Origin of the sequence: Streptomyces sp. NPDC048415 (assembly GCF_040651675.1) — a bacterium.
Lineage (GTDB): Bacteria > Actinomycetota > Actinomycetes > Streptomycetales > Streptomycetaceae > Streptomyces.
The window spans coordinates 48805-65724 of record NZ_JBEZKJ010000009.1; the positions used below are offsets into that span (position 1 = coordinate 48805).

Annotated in this window: 14 protein-coding genes; 10 read left to right on the forward strand and 4 right to left on the reverse strand. The window is 70.1% G+C overall.

Annotation, left to right across the window (positions count from 1 at the left end; genetic code table 11):
- Nucleotides 1-85: 85 nt before the first annotated feature.
- The 3 genes from AB0D27_RS09465 to AB0D27_RS09475 all read left to right on the forward strand — a co-directional run bounded on the left by AB0D27_RS09465 (nucleotide 86) and on the right by AB0D27_RS09475 (nucleotide 2870).
- Nucleotides 86-490 carry a MazG nucleotide pyrophosphohydrolase domain-containing protein gene (locus AB0D27_RS09465; protein ID WP_362504458.1) on the forward strand — a complete coding sequence of 135 codons (405 nt, stop codon included), beginning with the start codon at nucleotides 86-88 and terminating at the stop codon, nucleotides 488-490.
- A 39-nt stretch (nucleotides 491-529) separates the two neighbouring features.
- On the forward strand, nucleotides 530-2056 hold the full coding sequence (miaB, locus tag AB0D27_RS09470) for a tRNA (N6-isopentenyl adenosine(37)-C2)-methylthiotransferase MiaB (protein WP_362504461.1): 1527 nt from the start codon (nucleotides 530-532) through the stop codon (nucleotides 2054-2056).
- 94 nt (nucleotides 2057-2150) lie between these two features.
- Nucleotides 2151-2870 carry a class III extradiol dioxygenase subunit B-like domain-containing protein gene (locus AB0D27_RS09475; protein WP_362504463.1) on the forward strand — a complete coding sequence of 240 codons (720 nt, stop codon included), beginning with the start codon at nucleotides 2151-2153 and terminating at the stop codon, nucleotides 2868-2870.
- A gap of 148 nt (nucleotides 2871-3018) precedes the next feature.
- Here AB0D27_RS09475 and AB0D27_RS09480 read toward each other — a convergent pair whose 3' ends face one another.
- Together AB0D27_RS09480 and AB0D27_RS09485 are read right to left on the reverse strand one after the other, a co-directional pair.
- The gene (locus tag AB0D27_RS09480) at nucleotides 3019-3282 is read right to left on the reverse strand and encodes an antitoxin (protein WP_362504467.1); all 264 of its coding nucleotides are present in this window, start codon (nucleotides 3280-3282) and stop codon (nucleotides 3019-3021) included.
- 24 nt (nucleotides 3283-3306) lie between these two features.
- On the reverse strand, nucleotides 3307-3564 hold the full coding sequence (locus AB0D27_RS09485; protein WP_362504470.1) for a hypothetical protein: 258 nt from the start codon (nucleotides 3562-3564) through the stop codon (nucleotides 3307-3309).
- Between the two features lie 183 nt (nucleotides 3565-3747).
- Between AB0D27_RS09485 and miaA the strand changes: the two genes are divergently transcribed.
- From miaA to hflX, 6 genes are all read left to right on the forward strand, one after another.
- Nucleotides 3748-4686: a tRNA (adenosine(37)-N6)-dimethylallyltransferase MiaA gene (gene miaA / locus AB0D27_RS09490; RefSeq protein ID WP_362504473.1), complete on the forward strand. Its 939-nt coding sequence runs from the start codon at nucleotides 3748-3750 to the stop codon at nucleotides 4684-4686.
- A gap of 107 nt (nucleotides 4687-4793) precedes the next feature.
- Complete coding sequence (locus AB0D27_RS09495; RefSeq protein WP_362504693.1) at nucleotides 4794-5357, forward strand: hypothetical protein; 564 nt, start codon at nucleotides 4794-4796, stop codon at nucleotides 5355-5357.
- A gap of 92 nt (nucleotides 5358-5449) precedes the next feature.
- Nucleotides 5450-6319 (forward strand): diaminopimelate epimerase, encoded by an 870-nt coding sequence (gene dapF / locus AB0D27_RS09500; RefSeq protein WP_362504476.1) that lies wholly within the window; start codon nucleotides 5450-5452, stop codon nucleotides 6317-6319.
- A gap of 464 nt (nucleotides 6320-6783) precedes the next feature.
- Nucleotides 6784-8916, forward strand: coding sequence for an HD domain-containing protein (locus tag AB0D27_RS09505; protein WP_362504479.1), 2133 nt, complete (start codon nucleotides 6784-6786; stop codon nucleotides 8914-8916).
- A 397-nt stretch (nucleotides 8917-9313) separates the two neighbouring features.
- Nucleotides 9314-10810, forward strand: a complete 1497-nt coding sequence (locus AB0D27_RS09510) for a M1 family metallopeptidase (RefSeq protein ID WP_362504482.1) — start codon at nucleotides 9314-9316, stop codon at nucleotides 10808-10810.
- 173 nt (nucleotides 10811-10983) lie between these two features.
- Nucleotides 10984-12477 carry a GTPase HflX gene (gene hflX, locus AB0D27_RS09515; RefSeq protein ID WP_362504485.1) on the forward strand — a complete coding sequence of 498 codons (1494 nt, stop codon included), beginning with the start codon at nucleotides 10984-10986 and terminating at the stop codon, nucleotides 12475-12477.
- 72 nt (nucleotides 12478-12549) lie between these two features.
- Here the strand turns inward: hflX and AB0D27_RS09520 are convergent, their stop codons facing one another.
- Together AB0D27_RS09520 and AB0D27_RS09525 are read right to left on the reverse strand one after the other, a co-directional pair.
- Nucleotides 12550-13728 (reverse strand): hypothetical protein, encoded by a 1179-nt coding sequence (locus AB0D27_RS09520; protein WP_362504488.1) that lies wholly within the window; start codon nucleotides 13726-13728, stop codon nucleotides 12550-12552.
- A 187-nt stretch (nucleotides 13729-13915) separates the two neighbouring features.
- Nucleotides 13916-15145, reverse strand: a complete 1230-nt coding sequence (locus AB0D27_RS09525; protein ID WP_362504491.1) for a hypothetical protein — start codon at nucleotides 15143-15145, stop codon at nucleotides 13916-13918.
- Nucleotides 15146-15478: 333 nt separating this feature from the next.
- Here AB0D27_RS09525 and AB0D27_RS09530 point away from each other — a divergent pair, with 333 nt between their 5' ends.
- On the forward strand, nucleotides 15479-16876 hold the full coding sequence (locus tag AB0D27_RS09530; protein ID WP_362504696.1) for a diaminobutyrate--2-oxoglutarate transaminase family protein: 1398 nt from the start codon (nucleotides 15479-15481) through the stop codon (nucleotides 16874-16876).
- The last annotated feature ends 44 nt before the right edge of the window (nucleotides 16877-16920 follow it).

Genomic DNA, 16920 nt, shown 5'->3' on the forward strand with positions numbered 1-16920 from the left:
CGGGGCGCTCGTGACCAGGCCGGGCTCACAGAGGGCGATCCCGGCGGAGCGATCAAGGGCACCGGCGCATCGATAGGGTCGGCGGATGCAGTCCTCTCCCGCCTCCCTGGTCCGTGCATTCCACCTCGCCTTCGGCCTCGACACCCGCAGCACCCCGACGGAGGTCGCCCCGGAGCTCGCCGCCCACCGGGGCGACCTCCTCGCCGAGGAGGCAGCCGAAGTCGCCGAGGTCTCGGTCAGCGGCCCACTCGACCGGCTGGCGCACGAGCTGGCCGACGTCGTGTATGTGGCCTATGGCACGGCACTCGTCCACGGCATCGACCTCGACGCGGTGATCGCCGAGGTCCACCGGTCCAACATGACGAAGCTGGGCCCCGACGGCCGGGTCGCCCGCAGGGCCGACGGCAAGGTCCTCAAGGGCGATCACTACCGGGCACCCGATGTCTCGGAGATCCTCCGCCGCCAGGGCTGGACGGCCGCCGAGGCATAGGGCGGCAGAGGTACTCCGGGCAACGCCTACCCTTGTCACATGAGCAGCGGCGACCGGAGTCAGGCAGTGGACGTTCAGGACCCCAAGACATACGAAGTGCGCACTTACGGGTGCCAGATGAACGTCCATGACTCCGAACGGCTCTCCGGCCTCCTCGAGAACGCCGGTTACGTGCGCGCGCCCGAGGGTTCGGACGGGGACGCGGACGTCGTCGTCTTCAACACGTGCGCGGTACGGGAGAACGCCGACAACCGGCTGTACGGCAACCTCGGCCGGCTCGCCCCGATGAAGACGAAGCGCCCCGGGATGCAGATCGCCGTCGGCGGCTGTCTGGCCCAGAAGGACCGCGACACCATCGTGAAGAAGGCGCCCTGGGTGGACGTTGTCTTCGGGACACACAACATCGGCAAGCTGCCGGTCCTCCTGGAGCGTGCCCGGGTCCAGGAAGAGGCCCAGGTCGAGATCGCCGAGTCGCTCGAGGCGTTCCCGTCAACGCTGCCGACCCGCCGAGAGAGCGCGTACGCGGCCTGGGTGTCGATCTCCGTCGGCTGCAACAACACCTGCACGTTCTGCATCGTCCCGGCGCTGCGCGGCAAGGAGAAGGACCGCAGGACCGGCGACATCCTGGCCGAGATCGAGGCCCTGGTGGACGAGGGCGTCTGCGAGATCACGCTGCTCGGCCAGAACGTAAACGCTTACGGCAGTGACATCGGCGACCGTGAAGCCTTCAGCAAGCTGCTCCGGGCCTGCGGCCGGATCGAGGGTCTGGAGCGTGTGCGCTTCACCTCGCCGCACCCGCGCGACTTCACGGACGACGTGATCGCCGCCATGGCCCAGACGCCGAACGTGATGCCGCAGCTGCACATGCCGATGCAGTCGGGCTCCGACACCGTCCTCAAGGCGATGCGCCGCTCATACCGCCAGGACCGCTACCTGGGGATCATCGAGAAGGTGCGGGCGGCCATCCCGCACGCGGCGATCACCACCGACATCATCGTGGGCTTCCCCGGCGAGACCGAGGAGGACTTCGAGCAGACCCTCCACGCGGTCCGCGAGGCCCGCTTCGCGCAGGCCTTCACCTTCCAGTACTCCAAGCGCCCCGGAACCCCGGCGGCCACCATGGAGGGGCAGATCCCCAAGGAGGTCGTCCAGGCGCGCTACGAGCGTCTCGTCGCCCTCCAGGAGGAGATCTCCTGGGACGAGAACAAGAAGCAGGTCGGCCGCACCCTGGAGCTGATGGTCGCCGAGGGCGAGGGCCGCAAGGACGGCGCCACGCACCGCCTCTCCGGCCGCGCCCCCGACAACCGCCTGGTCCACTTCACCAAGCCCTCCGACGAGGTACGCCCCGGCGACGTGGTCACCGTCGAGATCACCTACGCCGCCCCGCATCACCTGCTCGCCGAGGGTGCCGTACTGGACGTGCGCCGCACGCGCGCGGGGGACGCGTGGGAGAAGCGGAACGCCGCCGAGGCCGCGAAGCCGGCGGGCGTCATGCTGGGCCTGCCGAAGATCGGATCCCCGCAGCCGCTGCCGGTCGCGACGGGCAGTGGCTGCGGCTGCGACTGACTTCACGTCGCACCGAGTGACACGGTCATCGATCTCCCGGACGTGCTGATCGAGGAGGGACACTCGGCCGCCGCGCGGGGTTACGCTGCCGATCATGCTTGTAGCCGCCGCAGTCTGCCCCTGCCCCCCGCTGCTCGTCCCCGCCGTCGCCGTCGGCGCTGCTTCCGAGCTGGACGCCTTGCGCGCGGCGTGCACGGACGCGCTGGGCGTGCTCGCGGCCTCCCGTCCCGACCTGCTGGTCGTCGTGGGTCCCGCCGATGAATCCGGGCGCGGGGTGCACCCGCAGGGGACGCCGGGCTCATTCCGCGGGTTTGGTGTCGATCTCGACGTACGCCTCGGCGGGGAAGTGCCGGGCCCCGGTGCGTCGGAGCGCGAGCTGCCGCCCCCGCTCGCAGTCGCCGCGTGGCTGCTGCAACGTACGGGCTGGTCGGACGCTCCCGTCGAGGGGCTGGGCGTGGGGGAACCTCTCGCGGCCGAGCGGTGTGTCCAAGTCGGGGGGGAAGTCGGCGAGCGGGCCGAGAGGGTGGCTCTGCTGGTGATGGGCGACGCCAGCGCCTGCCGGACGCTCAAGGCGCCGGGCTATCTCGACGAGCGCGCGGCGGGCTTCGACGCGAAGGTCGCCCGGGCGCTGGCAGCGGCGGACGTGGCGGCCCTCAAGGCGCTGGACGCCGAGCTGGCGTACGAACTGAAGGTCTCCGGGCGAGCGCCCTGGCAGGTCCTCGCGGGCGCGGCCGAGGGCGCGGGGCTGGGCGGCGCCCTGCTTTACGACGACGCGCCGTACGGAGTGGGCTACTTGGTGGCGGCCTGGTCGTAGCAGCCCTTTCCGAGAAAGTCGCCGCTCCTTGGGCCGTACGGGCCTGAGGGCGGCCCGCGGACGTGGTTCTCAGGCCCGTACGCGCCCTGAACACGGCGGACGGCCGGAAGCCCTGAGCGCGTCCCGGCCGTCCGCCGATGTGTGTTCTTCAGGATGCCGGAGGCGGGGTCGGCGCGTCCGGCGGAGGCGTGGTCCCGCTACTGTCCTTGTGCGCGAGTCGGTCCATGGCGCCCTTGGCCTTGCCCGTGCCCGTCTGGATCTTGTCGCTGTACTTGTGCTTGGTCTTTTCGTCGACCATCTTCGCGGCCTTGTCCAGACCATGACTGACCTTGTCCCCGTGCTGCTGCGCGAGGTCCGAGACCTTGTCCTTGGCAGGCGCCATCTTGGCTTTGAGATTGTCCAGGAGACCCATGGTCCACCTTCCCTCGCGGGCCAGTTACTTGCGGGCGCCCTCGTCGGCCTCATTGTCGGCGGCCTGGTCGGCGGTCTGCTGCTTGGGGATCTCGGCGTCCTCCGTGGTGGCGGCCTCGGCGGTTTCCTCCGCCGCGGCCTCGCCCTCCGTCTCGGACGAACCCTTCGCTTCTTCCGCCACCTCCGCCTCGGACTCGGCCGTCAGTGCGGCGGCCTGAGCCTCGGCGGTTGACGCCTCCTCCGTAGCCTTCGACCTCCGGAGAAGTCGTGCAAAAACGCCCATATCCACTCCATACGTTACTCGTGAGGGCGAAATCCCGCGTTGCCCGGTGCGTCCCATTGCGTCGCCCGGGTCACCGGCTCTCGCAAACCGGCGGCTGGAACCTCGCAACAGGCAACGACACCGGACCCGTGGCGTCACGTAGCTCGTTCGAGAACGGTCCGTGAGGTTTGCGAGACTGGGGCAGTGAGTAGCGCACCCCCCGCCCCCCGAGTCATCGCCGTCGTCGGACCAACCGCGGCCGGAAAGTCCGATCTGGGCGTTTTCCTCGCCCAACGTCTCGGAGGCGAGGTCGTCAATGCCGACTCCATGCAGCTGTACCGAGGGATGGACATCGGCACCGCCAAGCTGACGCCCGAGGAACGCGGTGGAATCCCCCATCACCTCCTGGACATCTGGGACGTGACGGTCACGGCCAGCGTCGCCGAGTACCAGCGGCTCGCCCGCGCCCGCATCGACGCCCTGCTCGCCGAGGGCCGCTGGCCGATCCTGGTGGGCGGCTCCGGGCTGTACGTCCGGGGGGCCGTCGACAACCTGGAGTTCCCCGGCACCGATCCGCAGGTGCGGGCCCGCCTGGAGGAGGAGCTGACACTGCGCGGCACGGGCGCGCTGCACGCGCGGCTGGCCATGGCCGACCCCGAGGCGGCCCAGGCGATCCTGCCCAGCAACGGCCGCCGCATCGTCCGCGCCCTCGAAGTCATCGAGATCACCGGGAAGCCCTTCACGGCCAACCTTCCGGGCCACGACTCCATCTACGACACCCTCCAGATCGGCGTCGACGTGACGCGCCCCGAACTCGACGAGCGCATCACGCGCCGGGTCGACAGAATGTGGGAGGCGGGGCTCGTCGATGAGGTACGCGCGCTGGAGACGCACGGCTTGCGCGCGGGGCGCACGGCGTCGCGTGCGCTCGGGTATCAGCAGGTGCTCGCGGCGCTCGCGGGGGAGTGCACCGAAGACGAGGCGCGCGCCGAGACCGTGCGCGCCACCAAGCGCTTCGCGCGCCGGCAGGATTCCTGGTTCCGGCGCGACCCGCGGGTGCATTGGCTCAGTGGGGCTGCGGCGGATCTCACAGAACTCCCCGAGCTCGCAATGGCGTTGGTCGAACGACCGGTCACAGCCTGATCACGTCATGGCATCGGGACGCTCCGGCCGTCATCCCGTCCTCTGAGGCCGTGCCATCATCGAGCTTCGATCGACCAGTGAAGTCCGAGTTGGGAGGGCGCGTGGCGATGGAGGCCGGCCCTCGCGACACTGCACGAGACACTGAGCACGGCATCGATCCGGACGGGGATCGTCCGAGCATCGGTCCGGACGTGGAGCCTCTCGGCATCGATCCGGACGGGGAACGTCCGGGCACCGATGCCGACGGGGAGCGGCTGAGTTCCGACGGCCCCGAGGACACTCCGGGCGTGGTGACCGCCGACGGGCCCGAGCCCGACGCCATGTCCCCGGAGCCCGAGGTAGAGGTCGAGCTGCGCCCGCAGCGCAGGCTGCGCATCTGGCAGCTCGCGCCCATCGTGGCGCTGGCCGCGATCGGCTCGCTGATGTTCGCCTTCCCGCTGGCCTTCGAGTTCGGTGACGGCGGCGCCGTGGTCGCCATGCTCGGCCTGCTGATCTGCTCGTGCGCCGCGGGCTGGGGCATGATGGCCGCCCGCCGGGTCGGCTACACCTGGCCGGGCTTCCCGCAGCGGGGCTCCGGCCGCCGCCCGGACTGGCGGGTGGTGATCGCGTACGTCGTGGTGGTCGCGGCGGTGGCGGTGCTCGCCGTGTGGCGCGTGGCCCGGCTGCGCTGACTCCCTGGGCGGGCCGACGGCTCCCCTAGGCGCCCGTGCAGCTCGGCGCCCGCGCAGGTCGGAGTGTCGTACCGACCCCGTACGATCGAGGAATGAGCACGCGGATCGCCTTCCTCAAGGGCCACGGGACCGAGAACGACTTCGTGATCATCCCGGACCCGGACAACGCCATCGACCTGTCCCCGGCCGCCGTCGCCGCCCTGTGCGACCGCCGCGCCGGCATCGGCGGTGACGGTCTGCTGCATGTCGTACGGTCCGCCGCGCATCCCGAGGCCAAGGACATGGCGGCCGAGGCGGAGTGGTTCATGGACTACCGCAATGGCGACGGCTCGACCGTGGAGATGTGCGGCAACGGAGTGCGTGTCTTCGCGCGCTACCTCCAGCGCGCCGGACATGTGCTCGAAGGGGACATCGCGGTCGCGACGCGAGGGGGTGTGAAGACCGTGCACCTCGCCAAGGACGGAGACGTCACCGTCGGCATGGGCAGGGCGCTCCTCCCCGAAGGGGGCGTCACGGTGAGCGTCGGCGAGCGCAGCTGGCCCGCCCGCAACGTGAACATGGGCAACCCGCACGCCGTCGCCTTCGTGGACGACCTCGCGCAGGCGGGCGATCTGTTCGCGCCGCCGCCGTTCACCCCGGCATCGGCGTACCCGCAAGGGGTCAACGTCGAGTTCGTGGTCGACCGGGGTCCGCGCCATGTCGCCCTGCGCGTCCACGAGCGCGGCGCCGGGGAGACCCGGTCGTGCGGCACGGGCGCGTGCGCCGTGGCCGTCGCCGCGGCCCGCCGCGACGGCGCCGACCCGGCGGTGACCGGCACCCCGGCGACGTACACCGTCGACGTGCCCGGCGGACGCCTGGTGATCACCGAGCGCGCGGACGGCGAAATCGAGATGACGGGCCCCGCGGTGATCGTCGCCGAGGGCGAGATCGACGGCGCGTGGTTCGACGCCGTGGGCCGCTGATCTTTTCGGGCTCAGTGTCGTGGCGTGTTGAGTCCCTCTCGGGCTCGGTCCCGTGGCTTGCTGAGCCCCCTCTTGGGCTCGGTGCCGTCGCCTGTTGAGCCCTCTTGGACTCGGTGCCGCGGATTGCTGAGTCACCCTCCGACTCGGTGCGTCGCACTGCTGAGCCCCTCGCGGATCAGGCGCCGTAGATCTCTTAGCCCCTTCCGGGCTTGGTGCCACGGCTGCTGAGTCTCTTTCAGGCCGCTGGCTGTACCTGCTGGCCACCCTTCCAAAAGTTCGAAACCGTAAACTCCTGAACCGTCGCTCGAATGGGTGATCCGTTTCACGCTCGGCGAGAGGCGGTCAGCCGCGCGTGTTGGGCTCGGTAGCATCAAGCACCGGCCCGGACGGGGGATCGACACCATCCCCTGAGCCGTGTACGCCATGGGGCACCCGTCCGCCGGTCTACGCAGCCGGAGGTGCCCATGAGTGCGGAGGCGACGAATCCCGCCACGCCAGGCCCTGCAACGCCCGCCGCGCACCGCAGGAAGGGCCGTCCCCGCATCGATCTGCGCCGCCTGGGCCGCGCCGCGCTGCTCGGCCCCGCGGCCCGCGACCGGCTGCCCGACGCGATCGGCCATGTGGCCGAGGCCCACCGCGCCCATCACCCCGACGCCGACCTGGAACCACTGCGCCGGGCCTACGTCCTGGCCGAGTCCTCGCACCGCGGTCAGATGCGCAAAAGCGGTGAGCCGTACATCACGCATCCGCTGGCGGTGACCCTGATCCTCGCCGAACTCGGCGCGGAGACCACGACGTTGACCGCCTCCCTGCTCCACGACACTGTCGAGGACACGGAAGTGACGCTCGATCAGGTGCGGCAGGAGTTCGGCGACGAGGTCTGTTACCTGGTCGACGGCGTCACGAAGCTGGAGAAGGTCGACTACGGCGCCGCCGCCGAGCCCGAGACGTTCCGCAAGATGCTGGTCGCCACTGGCAACGACGTCCGCGTGATGTCGATCAAACTGGCGGACCGGCTGCACAACATGAGGACCCTCGGCGTCATGCGCCCCGAGAAACAGGCGCGGATCGCCAAGGTGACCAGGGATGTGCTGATCCCGCTCGCCGAGCGGCTCGGCGTCCAGGCGCTCAAGACCGAGCTGGAGGATCTCGTCTTCGCGATCCTCCACCCCGAGGAGTACCAGCACACCAGGGAGCTGATCGTCGGCAACGCCGCGCGCGACGACGACCCGCTCGAGGAGATCGCCGAAGAGGTGCGCGCGGTCCTGCGTGACGCCGGGATCCAGGCCGAAGTCCTCATAAGGCCACGGCACTTCGTCTCGGTGCACCGCGTGTCGCGCAAGCGGGGCCCCATGCGCGGCGCCGACTTCGGACGGCTCCTGGTGCTGGTGAACGAGGACGCCGACTGCTACGGAGTCCTAGGCGAGCTGCACACCTGCCTCACTCCCGTGGTCTCGGAGTTCAAGGACTTCATCGCCGTACCCAAGTTCAACCTGTACCAGTCGCTGCACACGGCCGTCGCGCGCGGCGACGGCGAGGTCGCCGAAGTCCTCATCCGCACCCATCAGATGCACAAGGTCGCCGAGGCCGGAGTCATCGCGCTCGGCAATCCCTACGCTCCTCCTTCGGAGGAGCAGGCGGACGGCGAACGCCCGGTGGACGGCGAGCGGGTGGACCCCACCTGCCCCGGCTGGCTCTCCCGGCTGCTCGACTGGCAGCGAGGCGCGCCGGACCCGGACACGTTCTGGTCCACGCTGCGTGAAGACCTCGCCCAGGACCGCGAGATCACCGTCTTCCGCGCCGACGGTGGCTCGTTGGGCCTTCCGGAGGGCGCCAGTTGCGTGGACGCGGCGTACGCGCAGTACGGCGAGGACGCGCACGCCTGCATCGGCGCACGCGTCAACGGCCGCCTGGCGACGCTGAGTACGGTCCTGAGGGACGGCGACACCGTGCAGCTCCTCATGGGCCAGGACCCCGCCTCGGAGCCTTCCAGGGAGTGGCTGGAGCACGCGCACACGCCCGCCGCGCGGATCGCCATCCAGCGCTGGCTGGCCGCGCATCCCTCTTCCGACGACGAGGAGACCTCCGAGGCCCCGGCCGCGGCTCCCCGGCCGGCCGTCGAGACGCCCGTCGCACGGCCCGCCGCCAACGCCGTCGTCGACCAGCCGGGCGCCTCCGTGCGCCTCGCCGGCTGCTGTACCCCAGTACCGCCCGACGAGGTGACCGGCTTCGTCGTGCGTGGGGGAGTGGTGACCGTCCACCGCGTGGAGTGCGCCGGAGTGGAGCGCATGAAGAGCGGGGGGCGCGCGGAGGTCGCCGTGCGCTGGGGGGACACCACCGAGTGTCGCGTCACGCTGGTCGCCGAGTCCTTCGGGCGCCCGCATCTGCTCGCCGACCTCACCGAAGCCATCGCCCTGGAGGGAGTCGCGATCGTCTCGGCGACGGTGGAGCCCCCCAGCCAGCAGCGCGTTCGGCACACATACACGCTCCAACTCCCGGATGCGGCACACCTTCCTGGCCTGATGCGCGCGATGCGCAACGTACCGGGGGTGTACGACGTGACTCGGGCCCAGCATCAGGCGGCGTCCGCGCAATGAGCATCCGTAACCAGATGGCGGCGCAGTGATCCTCTGTAGTCACGTGTCGGGCGGCGCAGTGATCCTCTGTAGTCACGTGTCGGCGGCGCAGTGATCCTCTGTAGTCACGCGTCGGTGCGCAGTGAGCGTCCGTAGTCACACGCCGACCGCGTGATCAGCCTCCGCCCAGGCGTTGGCCGCGTAGTGACCCTCGGTGACCAAGCGAGGGGCCACGTGCTCAGCCTCCGCAATCACGGCTTCGGCCGCGTCATGAGACCAGCGACCAGGCGGCGCCGCCCACTCAGCCGCCGCAATCAGGCACCCGCCCGCGCAACAAGCCCACATCCCGACGACCCGTTCGGGTGGGCGAGGCGCGAGTCGCCGCTGTGGAGCGGGCGCGCGCTGGTAGCGGTGGTCCATGCTGCCCTACCTCCGCCCCAGGCCCCCACGCTCCCGGACCCGCCGTATCAAGGCCGCCCTGCTCGCCTCGGCCGTCTCCGTCTGCCTGATCGCCGCGAGCGCCCCGTCCCCGGCCACGCCTCTCGGCGTCGGCGACCGTCTCTTCCCCCATCTGGGCAACCCCGGATACGACGTCGAGTCGTACGACCTCGCCTTCAGCTACCCCGGCACCAACGACAAGCCGCTCGCGGCCGTCACCACGATCAAGGCCATCACGTCCGCCCCGCTCGACCGCATCAACCTCGACTACGCGCACGGAACAGTGGCATCGGTCGAGGTCAACGGGGCGCGTGCAGCGTTCACCAGCGCCGGAGAGGACCTGGTGGTGACGCCCGCGGAACCGGTGCCCGCGGGCAGCTGGCTGCGGATCGTCGTGCACCACACCAGCGACCCGGTGACCGCGGCGAACCAGGACGGCGGCTGGGTGCGGACCAAGGACGGGCTGGCGATGGCCAACCAGGCCGACGCCGCGCATCTGGTCTTCCCGTGCAATGACCACCCCTCCGACAAGGCGATGTTCACCATCCACGTCACCGCTCCCAACGGGTACACGGCCGTGGCCAACGGTCTGCCCGAGGGAGCGGAACGTACCCGCCGGTCCACCACGTGGACGTACCGGACGCGGCACCCCATGGCCACCGAGCTGGCCCAGGTGTCCATCGGCCGCTCCGCCGTCCTGCACCGGGCCGGGCCGCACGGTCTGCCCGTACGCGATGTCGTGCCCAGCAAGGACCGCCAAACGCTCGAACCGTGGCTCAAGAAGACGCCCGACCAGATCGCCTGGATGGAGGGGAAGGTCGGCCCGTACCCCTTTGAGACGTACGGACTGCTCATGGCCGAGGCGCAGACCGGCTTCGAACTGGAGACACAGACACTTTCTCTCTTCGAGAGAAAGCTCTTCACCGAGTCCACGTACCCGAAGTGGTACATCGAGTCGATCATGGTGCATGAGCTGTCGCACCAGTGGTTCGGTGACAGCGTCAGCCCGCGCACCTGGTCCGACCTGTGGCTGAACGAGGGGCACGCCACCTGGTACGAGGCCCTGTACGCCGAGGAGAAGGCGCACAAGCCCATGGAGGCGCGGATGAAGGCGGCCTACAAGGCGTCCGACTCCTGGCGGGCCGCCGGAGGGCCGCCCGCGGCGCCCAGGACTCCCAAGCCCGGCCAGAAGATCAGCATCTTCCGGCCGAACGTCTACGACGGCGCGGCGCTGGCCCTGTACGCGCTGCGCCAGGAGATCGGGCGCCCCGCGTTCGAACGCCTGGAGCGGACGTGGGTGAGCGTCCACCGTGACGGCGATGCCTCGACGGCCGACTTCGTGCACCTCGCGTCCGCCGTCGCGGCTCGCGACCTGAGCGGGTTCTTCAAGGCCTGGCTGTACGACGAGAAGACGCCGCCGATGCCAGGGCATCCGGACTGGAAGAGCGAAGCCCCACAGGCGCGTAAGGGCGCCTGATAAGTCGGATGACGAGGCGGGCCGAGCCGTGCGACCATCCTCCAGTCGGCGGCCCGGCCCCTCGAAGGGTTGGCCCGGCGGAAACCGGGAATCTCCCGGAGGCCTCGGGCGTTGTTACCACTGACGAGCGGCGTCCGTCGCCGCATCGCTCTCTCCATCGACGTAAGGATCCAATGACCTCCTCTTCTTCCCCTTCCCAGGACGCGCAGAGCTTCGCGCAGAACTACCCCGAAGGTCTTCGGGCCGATGCCCTGATGGAAGAGGACGTCGCCTGGAGCCACGAGATCGACGGAGACCGGGACGGCGACCAGTTCGACCGCTCCGAGCGCGCGGCCCTGCGCCGCGTGGCGGGCCTCTCCACCGAGCTCGAGGACGTCACCGAGGTCGAGTACCGACAGCTCCGCCTGGAGCGCGTGGTGCTCGTCGGTGTCTGGACCTCGGGAACCATTCAGGACGCGGACAACTCGCTCGCCGAGCTGGCGGCCCTCGCGGAGACCGCGGGAGCGCTCGTGCTCGACGGCGTCGTCCAGCGCCGCGACAAGCCCGACGCGGCCACCTACATCGGTTCCGGCAAGGCCAATGAGCTGCGGGACATCGTCCTGGAGACCGGCGCGGACACCGTGATCTGCGACGGTGAGCTGAGCCCGGGCCAGCTCATCCACCTCGAAGACGTCGTCAAGGTCAAGGTCATCGACCGTACGGCCCTGATCCTCGACATCTTCGCCCAGCACGCCAAGTCCCGAGAGGGCAAGGCTCAGGTCGCGCTCGCGCAGATGCAGTACATGCTGCCGAGGCTGCGAGGCTGGGGTCAGTCGCTGTCCCGCCAGATGGGCGGCGGCAAGGGCGGCGGCCTCGCCACCCGTGGTCCCGGTGAGACCAAGATCGAGACGGACCGGCGTCGTATCCGCGAGAAGATGGCGAAGATGCGCCGGGAGATCGCGGACATGAAGACGGGCCGCGAGATCAAGCGCCAGGAGCGCCGCCGCAACAAGGTGCCCTCGGTCGCCATCGCCGGATACACCAACGCGGGCAAGTCCTCCCTGCTCAACCGCCTCACCGGCGCGGGCGTGCTCGTCGAGAACGCGCTGTTCGCGACCCTCGACCCGACCGTGCGCCGGGCCGAGACCCCGAGCGGGCGGCTGTACACGCTGGCCGACACGGTCGGTTTTGTACGGCACCTGCCGCACCACCTGGTCGAGGCGTTCCGCTCCACCATGGAGGAGGTCAGCGCCTGTGACCTGATCCTGCACGTGGTGGACGGCTCGCACCCGGCGCCGGAGGAGCAGCTGGCCGCCGTGCGCGAGGTCGTCCGCGATGTCGGCGCGACGAAGGTGCCCGAGATCGTGGTGATCAACAAGGCGGACGCGGCCGACCCGCTGGTGCTCCAGCGTCTGATGCGGATCGAGAAGCGTTCCATCGCGGTCTCGGCCCGTACGGGCCAGGGCATCGCCGAGCTGCTCGCGCTCATCGACAACGAGCTGCCACGCCCCTCGGTCGAGATCGAGGCGCTCGTGCCGTACACGCACGGCAAGCTCGTCGCACGCGCGCACAACGAGGGCGAGGTGATCTCCGAGGAGCACACCCCGGAGGGCACGCTGCTCAAGGGGCGGGTGCACGAGGAACTGGCGGCGGACCTCGCGCCGTACGTTCCGGCGCCGGCGCTCTAGTCCGCACGCACGACGGCCCGCCCCCTGACATAAGGGGGCGGGCCGTCGCCGTACGCGCGCGTACGGGGCCGCCTACCGACCGCCGTACTCCTCGCTCATGTTCTCGTAGAGCGCCTTGGCGCCCGCTCCAAGCTGCGGTCCCGCCAGCCAGGTGTTGTCGGACGGGCCGATCGAGGTGTTCGAGACGAGCTTCGTCCGGCCGTCGACGACGCGGAACCAGCCGCCGCCGGAGGAACCGCCCGTCATGGTGCACCCGATGCGGTACATCGTCGGCAGGGCAGGATCCAGCGAGAGACGGCCGGGCTGGTCGACGCACTTGAACATGTTCAGGCCGTTGTACGGCGGGGCGGCCGGGTAGCCCCAGGCGCCCATGGCGCTGACGTTCTGGGCGGGCGGCGCGGAGAAGTCCACGTCCAGCGCGTTGCCGACCGTCTCCTCGAGGGACTTGGTGCCCTGCTCCGGCTTCACATGCAGCACGGCGTAGTCGTACGGGGCACCCGCGCCCCCCGTTTCGTCGCCACTGGAGATCCACTCGTTGGACGTCGAGGCCCAGTCCGCCCACCACTGGCCGTACGGCGCGATCTCCGACGCCGTGGCGTTGCCCAACTCGGCCTCGGACTTGCCCTGGTCGTTGTAGGAGGGCACGAAGGCGATATTGCGGTACCAGCCGCCGCTGCCGCCGGCGTGCACGCAGTGGCCCGCGGTCCACACGAGGTTGGACTTGCCCGGGTGGTTGACGTCCTTGATGACCGTGCCGGAGCAGACCATCGAGCCCTCGGGGGAGTCGAAGAAGACCTTGCCGACCGGGGCGGCGTACCGGTGGTACGGGGTCTTCTCGGCCGTGGCCTCGACCGGCGCGGGGTCCGGGTCGCTGACGCCCTGGTCGGCCGCCGCGTCCTTCGCCGAGATCGTCTTGTCGGGGTCCTTGGCGGACTTCATCCGCTCGGGCTTCCACAGCCCTTCGATCACCGGGTTGACGAAGTCCTTGGCCTCACTGAGCCATTTGTCCTTGTCCCAGTTCTTCCAGGCGCCGTTCTTCCACTGGTCGACATCGATGCCGTGCTCTTTGAGCTTGTTCTTGATGTCGTCCGGAATCTTGATCTTGTCGTCGCCGCTCTGGGACGCGGAGGCGGTGGAGGAACCTCCGCTCGCCTTGTCGTCACCGGAGTTGCAGGCGGTGGCGGTGAGCGCCAGAGCCGCGGCTAGGCCGGTGGCGGTGAGCAGGCGCCTTCGCCGGTGAGAGGAACGCATGGTGCTGTGACCCCCGTTGGAACTGTTCTGGCATGTCCTTGTCAGATGCGCGGCGGCTCCCCGGGGGAACCGCCGGACGCGACACCCCACTATGCCCGCGCAGTTGGGGACGAACGGCGGTGGGCCGGTGAAGGTTCCTGTGAGCAGGCCCACCGCCGTCTGTCCGAACCCTGTTATGCCCTTCGCGTCACTGCCCGGCGAACTTCTCGCTCACCGAGGCGTACACACCCTTGGCCACAGTGCCCAGGCGCGGGCCCGCCAGCCAGCCGAACTTGACCGGGCCGATCGAGGTGTTGGACACCAGTGCGGGCTTGCCGTCCGACCCCGTGGCCACCCAGCCGCCGCCCGACGAACCACCCGTCATGGTGCACCCGATGCGATACATCGTCGGGTCGGACTTCGTGACCGACAGCCGTCCCGGCTTGTCCGTGCACTGGTACAGCTTCTGACCGTCGAACGGTGCCGCCGCCGGGTAGCCGGTCGCCGTGATGCTCGACACCTTCGGCACGGCCGGGGCGTTGAAGTTCACCGGAAGCGCTGAACCGACCGTCTCCTCGAGCGACTTGCCGTCGCTGCCCTTCTCCGGCGTCACATGAAGCACGGCGAAGTCGTACGAGGCTCCCTGGCCGCCGGTCGAACCGCCCTGCTCGATCCACTGGTCGGAAGTCTGCGCCCAGTCGCTCCACCAGACGCCGTAGGGAGCGACCTCCTGCCGTGTGGCCTTCTGTAGCTGGGCGGCCGTCTTTCCGGAGTCGTTGTAGGAGGGCACGAAGGCGATGTTGCGGTACCAGCCGCCCTTCTTGCCGGCGTGCACGCAGTGGCCGGCGGTCCACACGAGGTTGGACTTGCCGGGGTGAGCCGGGTCCTCGACCACCGTCGCCGAGCAGACCATGGTGCCCTCGGGCGAGTCGAAGAACACCTTGCCCGCCTCGGGGACGTTGCGGTGGTACGCCGTCTTCACCGCCTGCGCGGTCACGGGAGCCGGTTGCGGATCGGTGACGCCCTGGTCACCGGAGAGGTCGTTGTCGTCGACGCCCTTGTCCTTGTCCGGGTCGTCGGCGCCGCGCATCCGGTCCGGGTCCCACAGCCCCTTGATGATCGGGTTGACGAAGTCGTCGGCCTCGCGCAGCCAGTCGTCCTTGTTCCAGTTCTTCCAGGCGCCGTTCTTCCACTTGTCGATGTCGATCCCGTGCTGCTTGAGCTTGTTCTTGATGTCGTCCGGGATCTTGATCTTGTCGTCGCCGCTCCGGGTCGCCGACGCGGTGGGTGCGCCGACCGCCTTGTCGTCGCCCGAGTTGCAGGCGGTGGCGGTCAGCGCCAGTGCGGCCGTGAGGCCGACGGCGGCCAGCACGGGGGAGGTTCCGTGGCGCGCGCTCCTCCCTCGACGAGCGGCGAAGGGCGGGCGTATGGATCGCATGGTGTAACTCCCCCTGGACGTCAGAGATCTGTGCGCTGCCTCAGCCGCTCGGTGCGGGAGCGGCCTTCGGTGATCATTCGGTATCGCCGAACGGCACCACAGACTATGCGGTTGCTGTGGGGGACATCCGACGGAACGGCAACGGTTCCGTCACGGCAAGGATCTTCGACTCACCCGCTTCCCCACGCGGGCGGCGTCGTTGGTACGTACGGGGGACCTGCCATCTGCGTTCAGAGCCCCCTGCCAACTCGCCTTTGGACAGCGGGAGGACAGGTAGTCGTGGCCGTGACCGAGTCTGCGGTGGTGCCAGAGGTACCGACGGGGGCGCCCGGGGTGTCCGAGGGGGCGCGGGAGGCTGTTCCCGGAGTGTCTGAGGGGGCGGCGCGCGCGGCGCACGAGGGGATCTTGCGGCGCCAGTCGGCGCGCGAGTCGGCGGCGCGCACCTATGCGCGCGCCCTTCCGATCGTCCCCGTGCGGGCGCGCGGGCTGACGATCGAGGGTGCCGACGGGCGCCGCTATCTCGACTGCCTGTCGGGCGCCGGGACCTTGGCCCTCGGTCACAACCATCCAGTGGTCCTCGAAGCGATCAGAAAGGTCCTCGACTCGGGGGCGCCGCTGCACGTCCTCGACCTCGCCACGCCGGTGAAGGACGCCTTCACGACGGAGCTGTTCCGCACGCTTCCGCCGGAGTTCGCCGATCGGGCGCGGGTTCAGTTCTGCGGACCGGCCGGAACGGACGCGGTCGAGGCCGCCTTCAAACTGGTGCGCGCGGCGACGGGGCGCACCGGGATGCTCGCGTTCACCGGTGCGTACCACGGCATGACCGCGGGGGCGCTCGAGGCATCCGGGGGCGCGAGCGAGGTACGCGTCGCGCGCCTGCCCTATCCGCAGGACTACCGCTGCCCGTTCGGCATCGGGGGTGCGCGCGGTGCCGAACTCGCCGCGCGCTGGACCGAGTCCGTCCTCGACGACACCAAGTCAGGCGTACCGCGCCCCGCCGGGATGATCCTCGAACCCGTGCAGGGCGAGGGCGGGGTGATCCCCGCGCCCGACGACTGGATGCGCCGGATGCGCGAGATCACCGCGGCACGGTCCATCCCGCTGATCGCCGACGAGGTCCAGACCGGCGTGGGCCGGACCGGCACCTTCTGGGCGGTGGAACACAGCGGGATCACACCCGACGTGATGGTCCTGTCCAAGGCCATCGGCGGCAGCCTGCCCCTCGCCGTCGTCGTCTACCGCGACGACCTCGACGTCTGGCAGCCCGGCGCCCACGCGGGCACGTTCCGCGGCAACCAGCTCGCCATGGCCGCGGGCACCGCGACCCTCGCGTACGTCCGCGAGAACGGTCTCGCCGAGCGTGCCGGGACCGTGGGAGCCCGCATGCTGACCCAACTCCACAAGCTCGCCGAGGAGTTCCCCTGTATCGGCGACGTGCGCGGCCGGGGACTGATGATCGGCGTCGAACTCGTGGACCCCGAAGCGGCCCCGAATCCCGCCGCCGACGGCCCCCGGCCCGCCGCTCCCGCTCCCGAACTCGCCTCCGCCGTCCAACGAGAGTGCCTCCGCCGAGGCCTGATCGTGGAACTCGGCGGCCGCCGTTCGAGCGTGGTGCGTCTCCTCCCCCCTCTGACCATCAGCGACGAACAGACGACCGCGGTCCTCGACCGGCTCGCGGACGCGGTGGGGGCGGTGGCGCGTGGGGACTTGGGGCGGTGGCGGGCGCATTAGTGCCGGGGACCGCTCGTGGGCGTCGACATGCTCCGTACCGGACA

Excerpts from the sequence above, each read along its gene's own strand:
- AB0D27_RS09465 (WP_362504458.1), top strand. The coding sequence starts at position 86 with ATGCAGTCCTCTCCCGCCTCCCTGGTCCGTGCATTCCACCTCGCCTTC.
- miaB (WP_362504461.1), top strand. The coding sequence starts at position 530 with ATGAGCAGCGGCGACCGGAGTCAGGCAGTGGACGTTCAGGACCCCAAG.
- AB0D27_RS09475 (WP_362504463.1), top strand. The coding sequence starts at position 2,151 with ATGCTTGTAGCCGCCGCAGTCTGCCCCTGCCCCCCGCTGCTCGTCCCC.
- AB0D27_RS09480 (WP_362504467.1), bottom strand. The coding sequence starts at position 3,282 with ATGGGTCTCCTGGACAATCTCAAAGCCAAGATGGCGCCTGCCAAGGAC.
- AB0D27_RS09485 (WP_362504470.1), bottom strand. The coding sequence starts at position 3,564 with ATGGGCGTTTTTGCACGACTTCTCCGGAGGTCGAAGGCTACGGAGGAG.
- AB0D27_RS09495 (WP_362504693.1), top strand. The coding sequence starts at position 4,794 with ATGGAGGCCGGCCCTCGCGACACTGCACGAGACACTGAGCACGGCATC.
- dapF (WP_362504476.1), top strand. The coding sequence starts at position 5,450 with ATGAGCACGCGGATCGCCTTCCTCAAGGGCCACGGGACCGAGAACGAC.
- AB0D27_RS09505 (WP_362504479.1), top strand. The coding sequence starts at position 6,784 with ATGAGTGCGGAGGCGACGAATCCCGCCACGCCAGGCCCTGCAACGCCC.
- AB0D27_RS09510 (WP_362504482.1), top strand. The coding sequence starts at position 9,314 with ATGCTGCCCTACCTCCGCCCCAGGCCCCCACGCTCCCGGACCCGCCGT.
- hflX (WP_362504485.1), top strand. The coding sequence starts at position 10,984 with ATGACCTCCTCTTCTTCCCCTTCCCAGGACGCGCAGAGCTTCGCGCAG.
- AB0D27_RS09520 (WP_362504488.1), bottom strand. The coding sequence starts at position 13,728 with ATGCGTTCCTCTCACCGGCGAAGGCGCCTGCTCACCGCCACCGGCCTA.
- AB0D27_RS09525 (WP_362504491.1), bottom strand. The coding sequence starts at position 15,145 with ATGCGATCCATACGCCCGCCCTTCGCCGCTCGTCGAGGGAGGAGCGCG.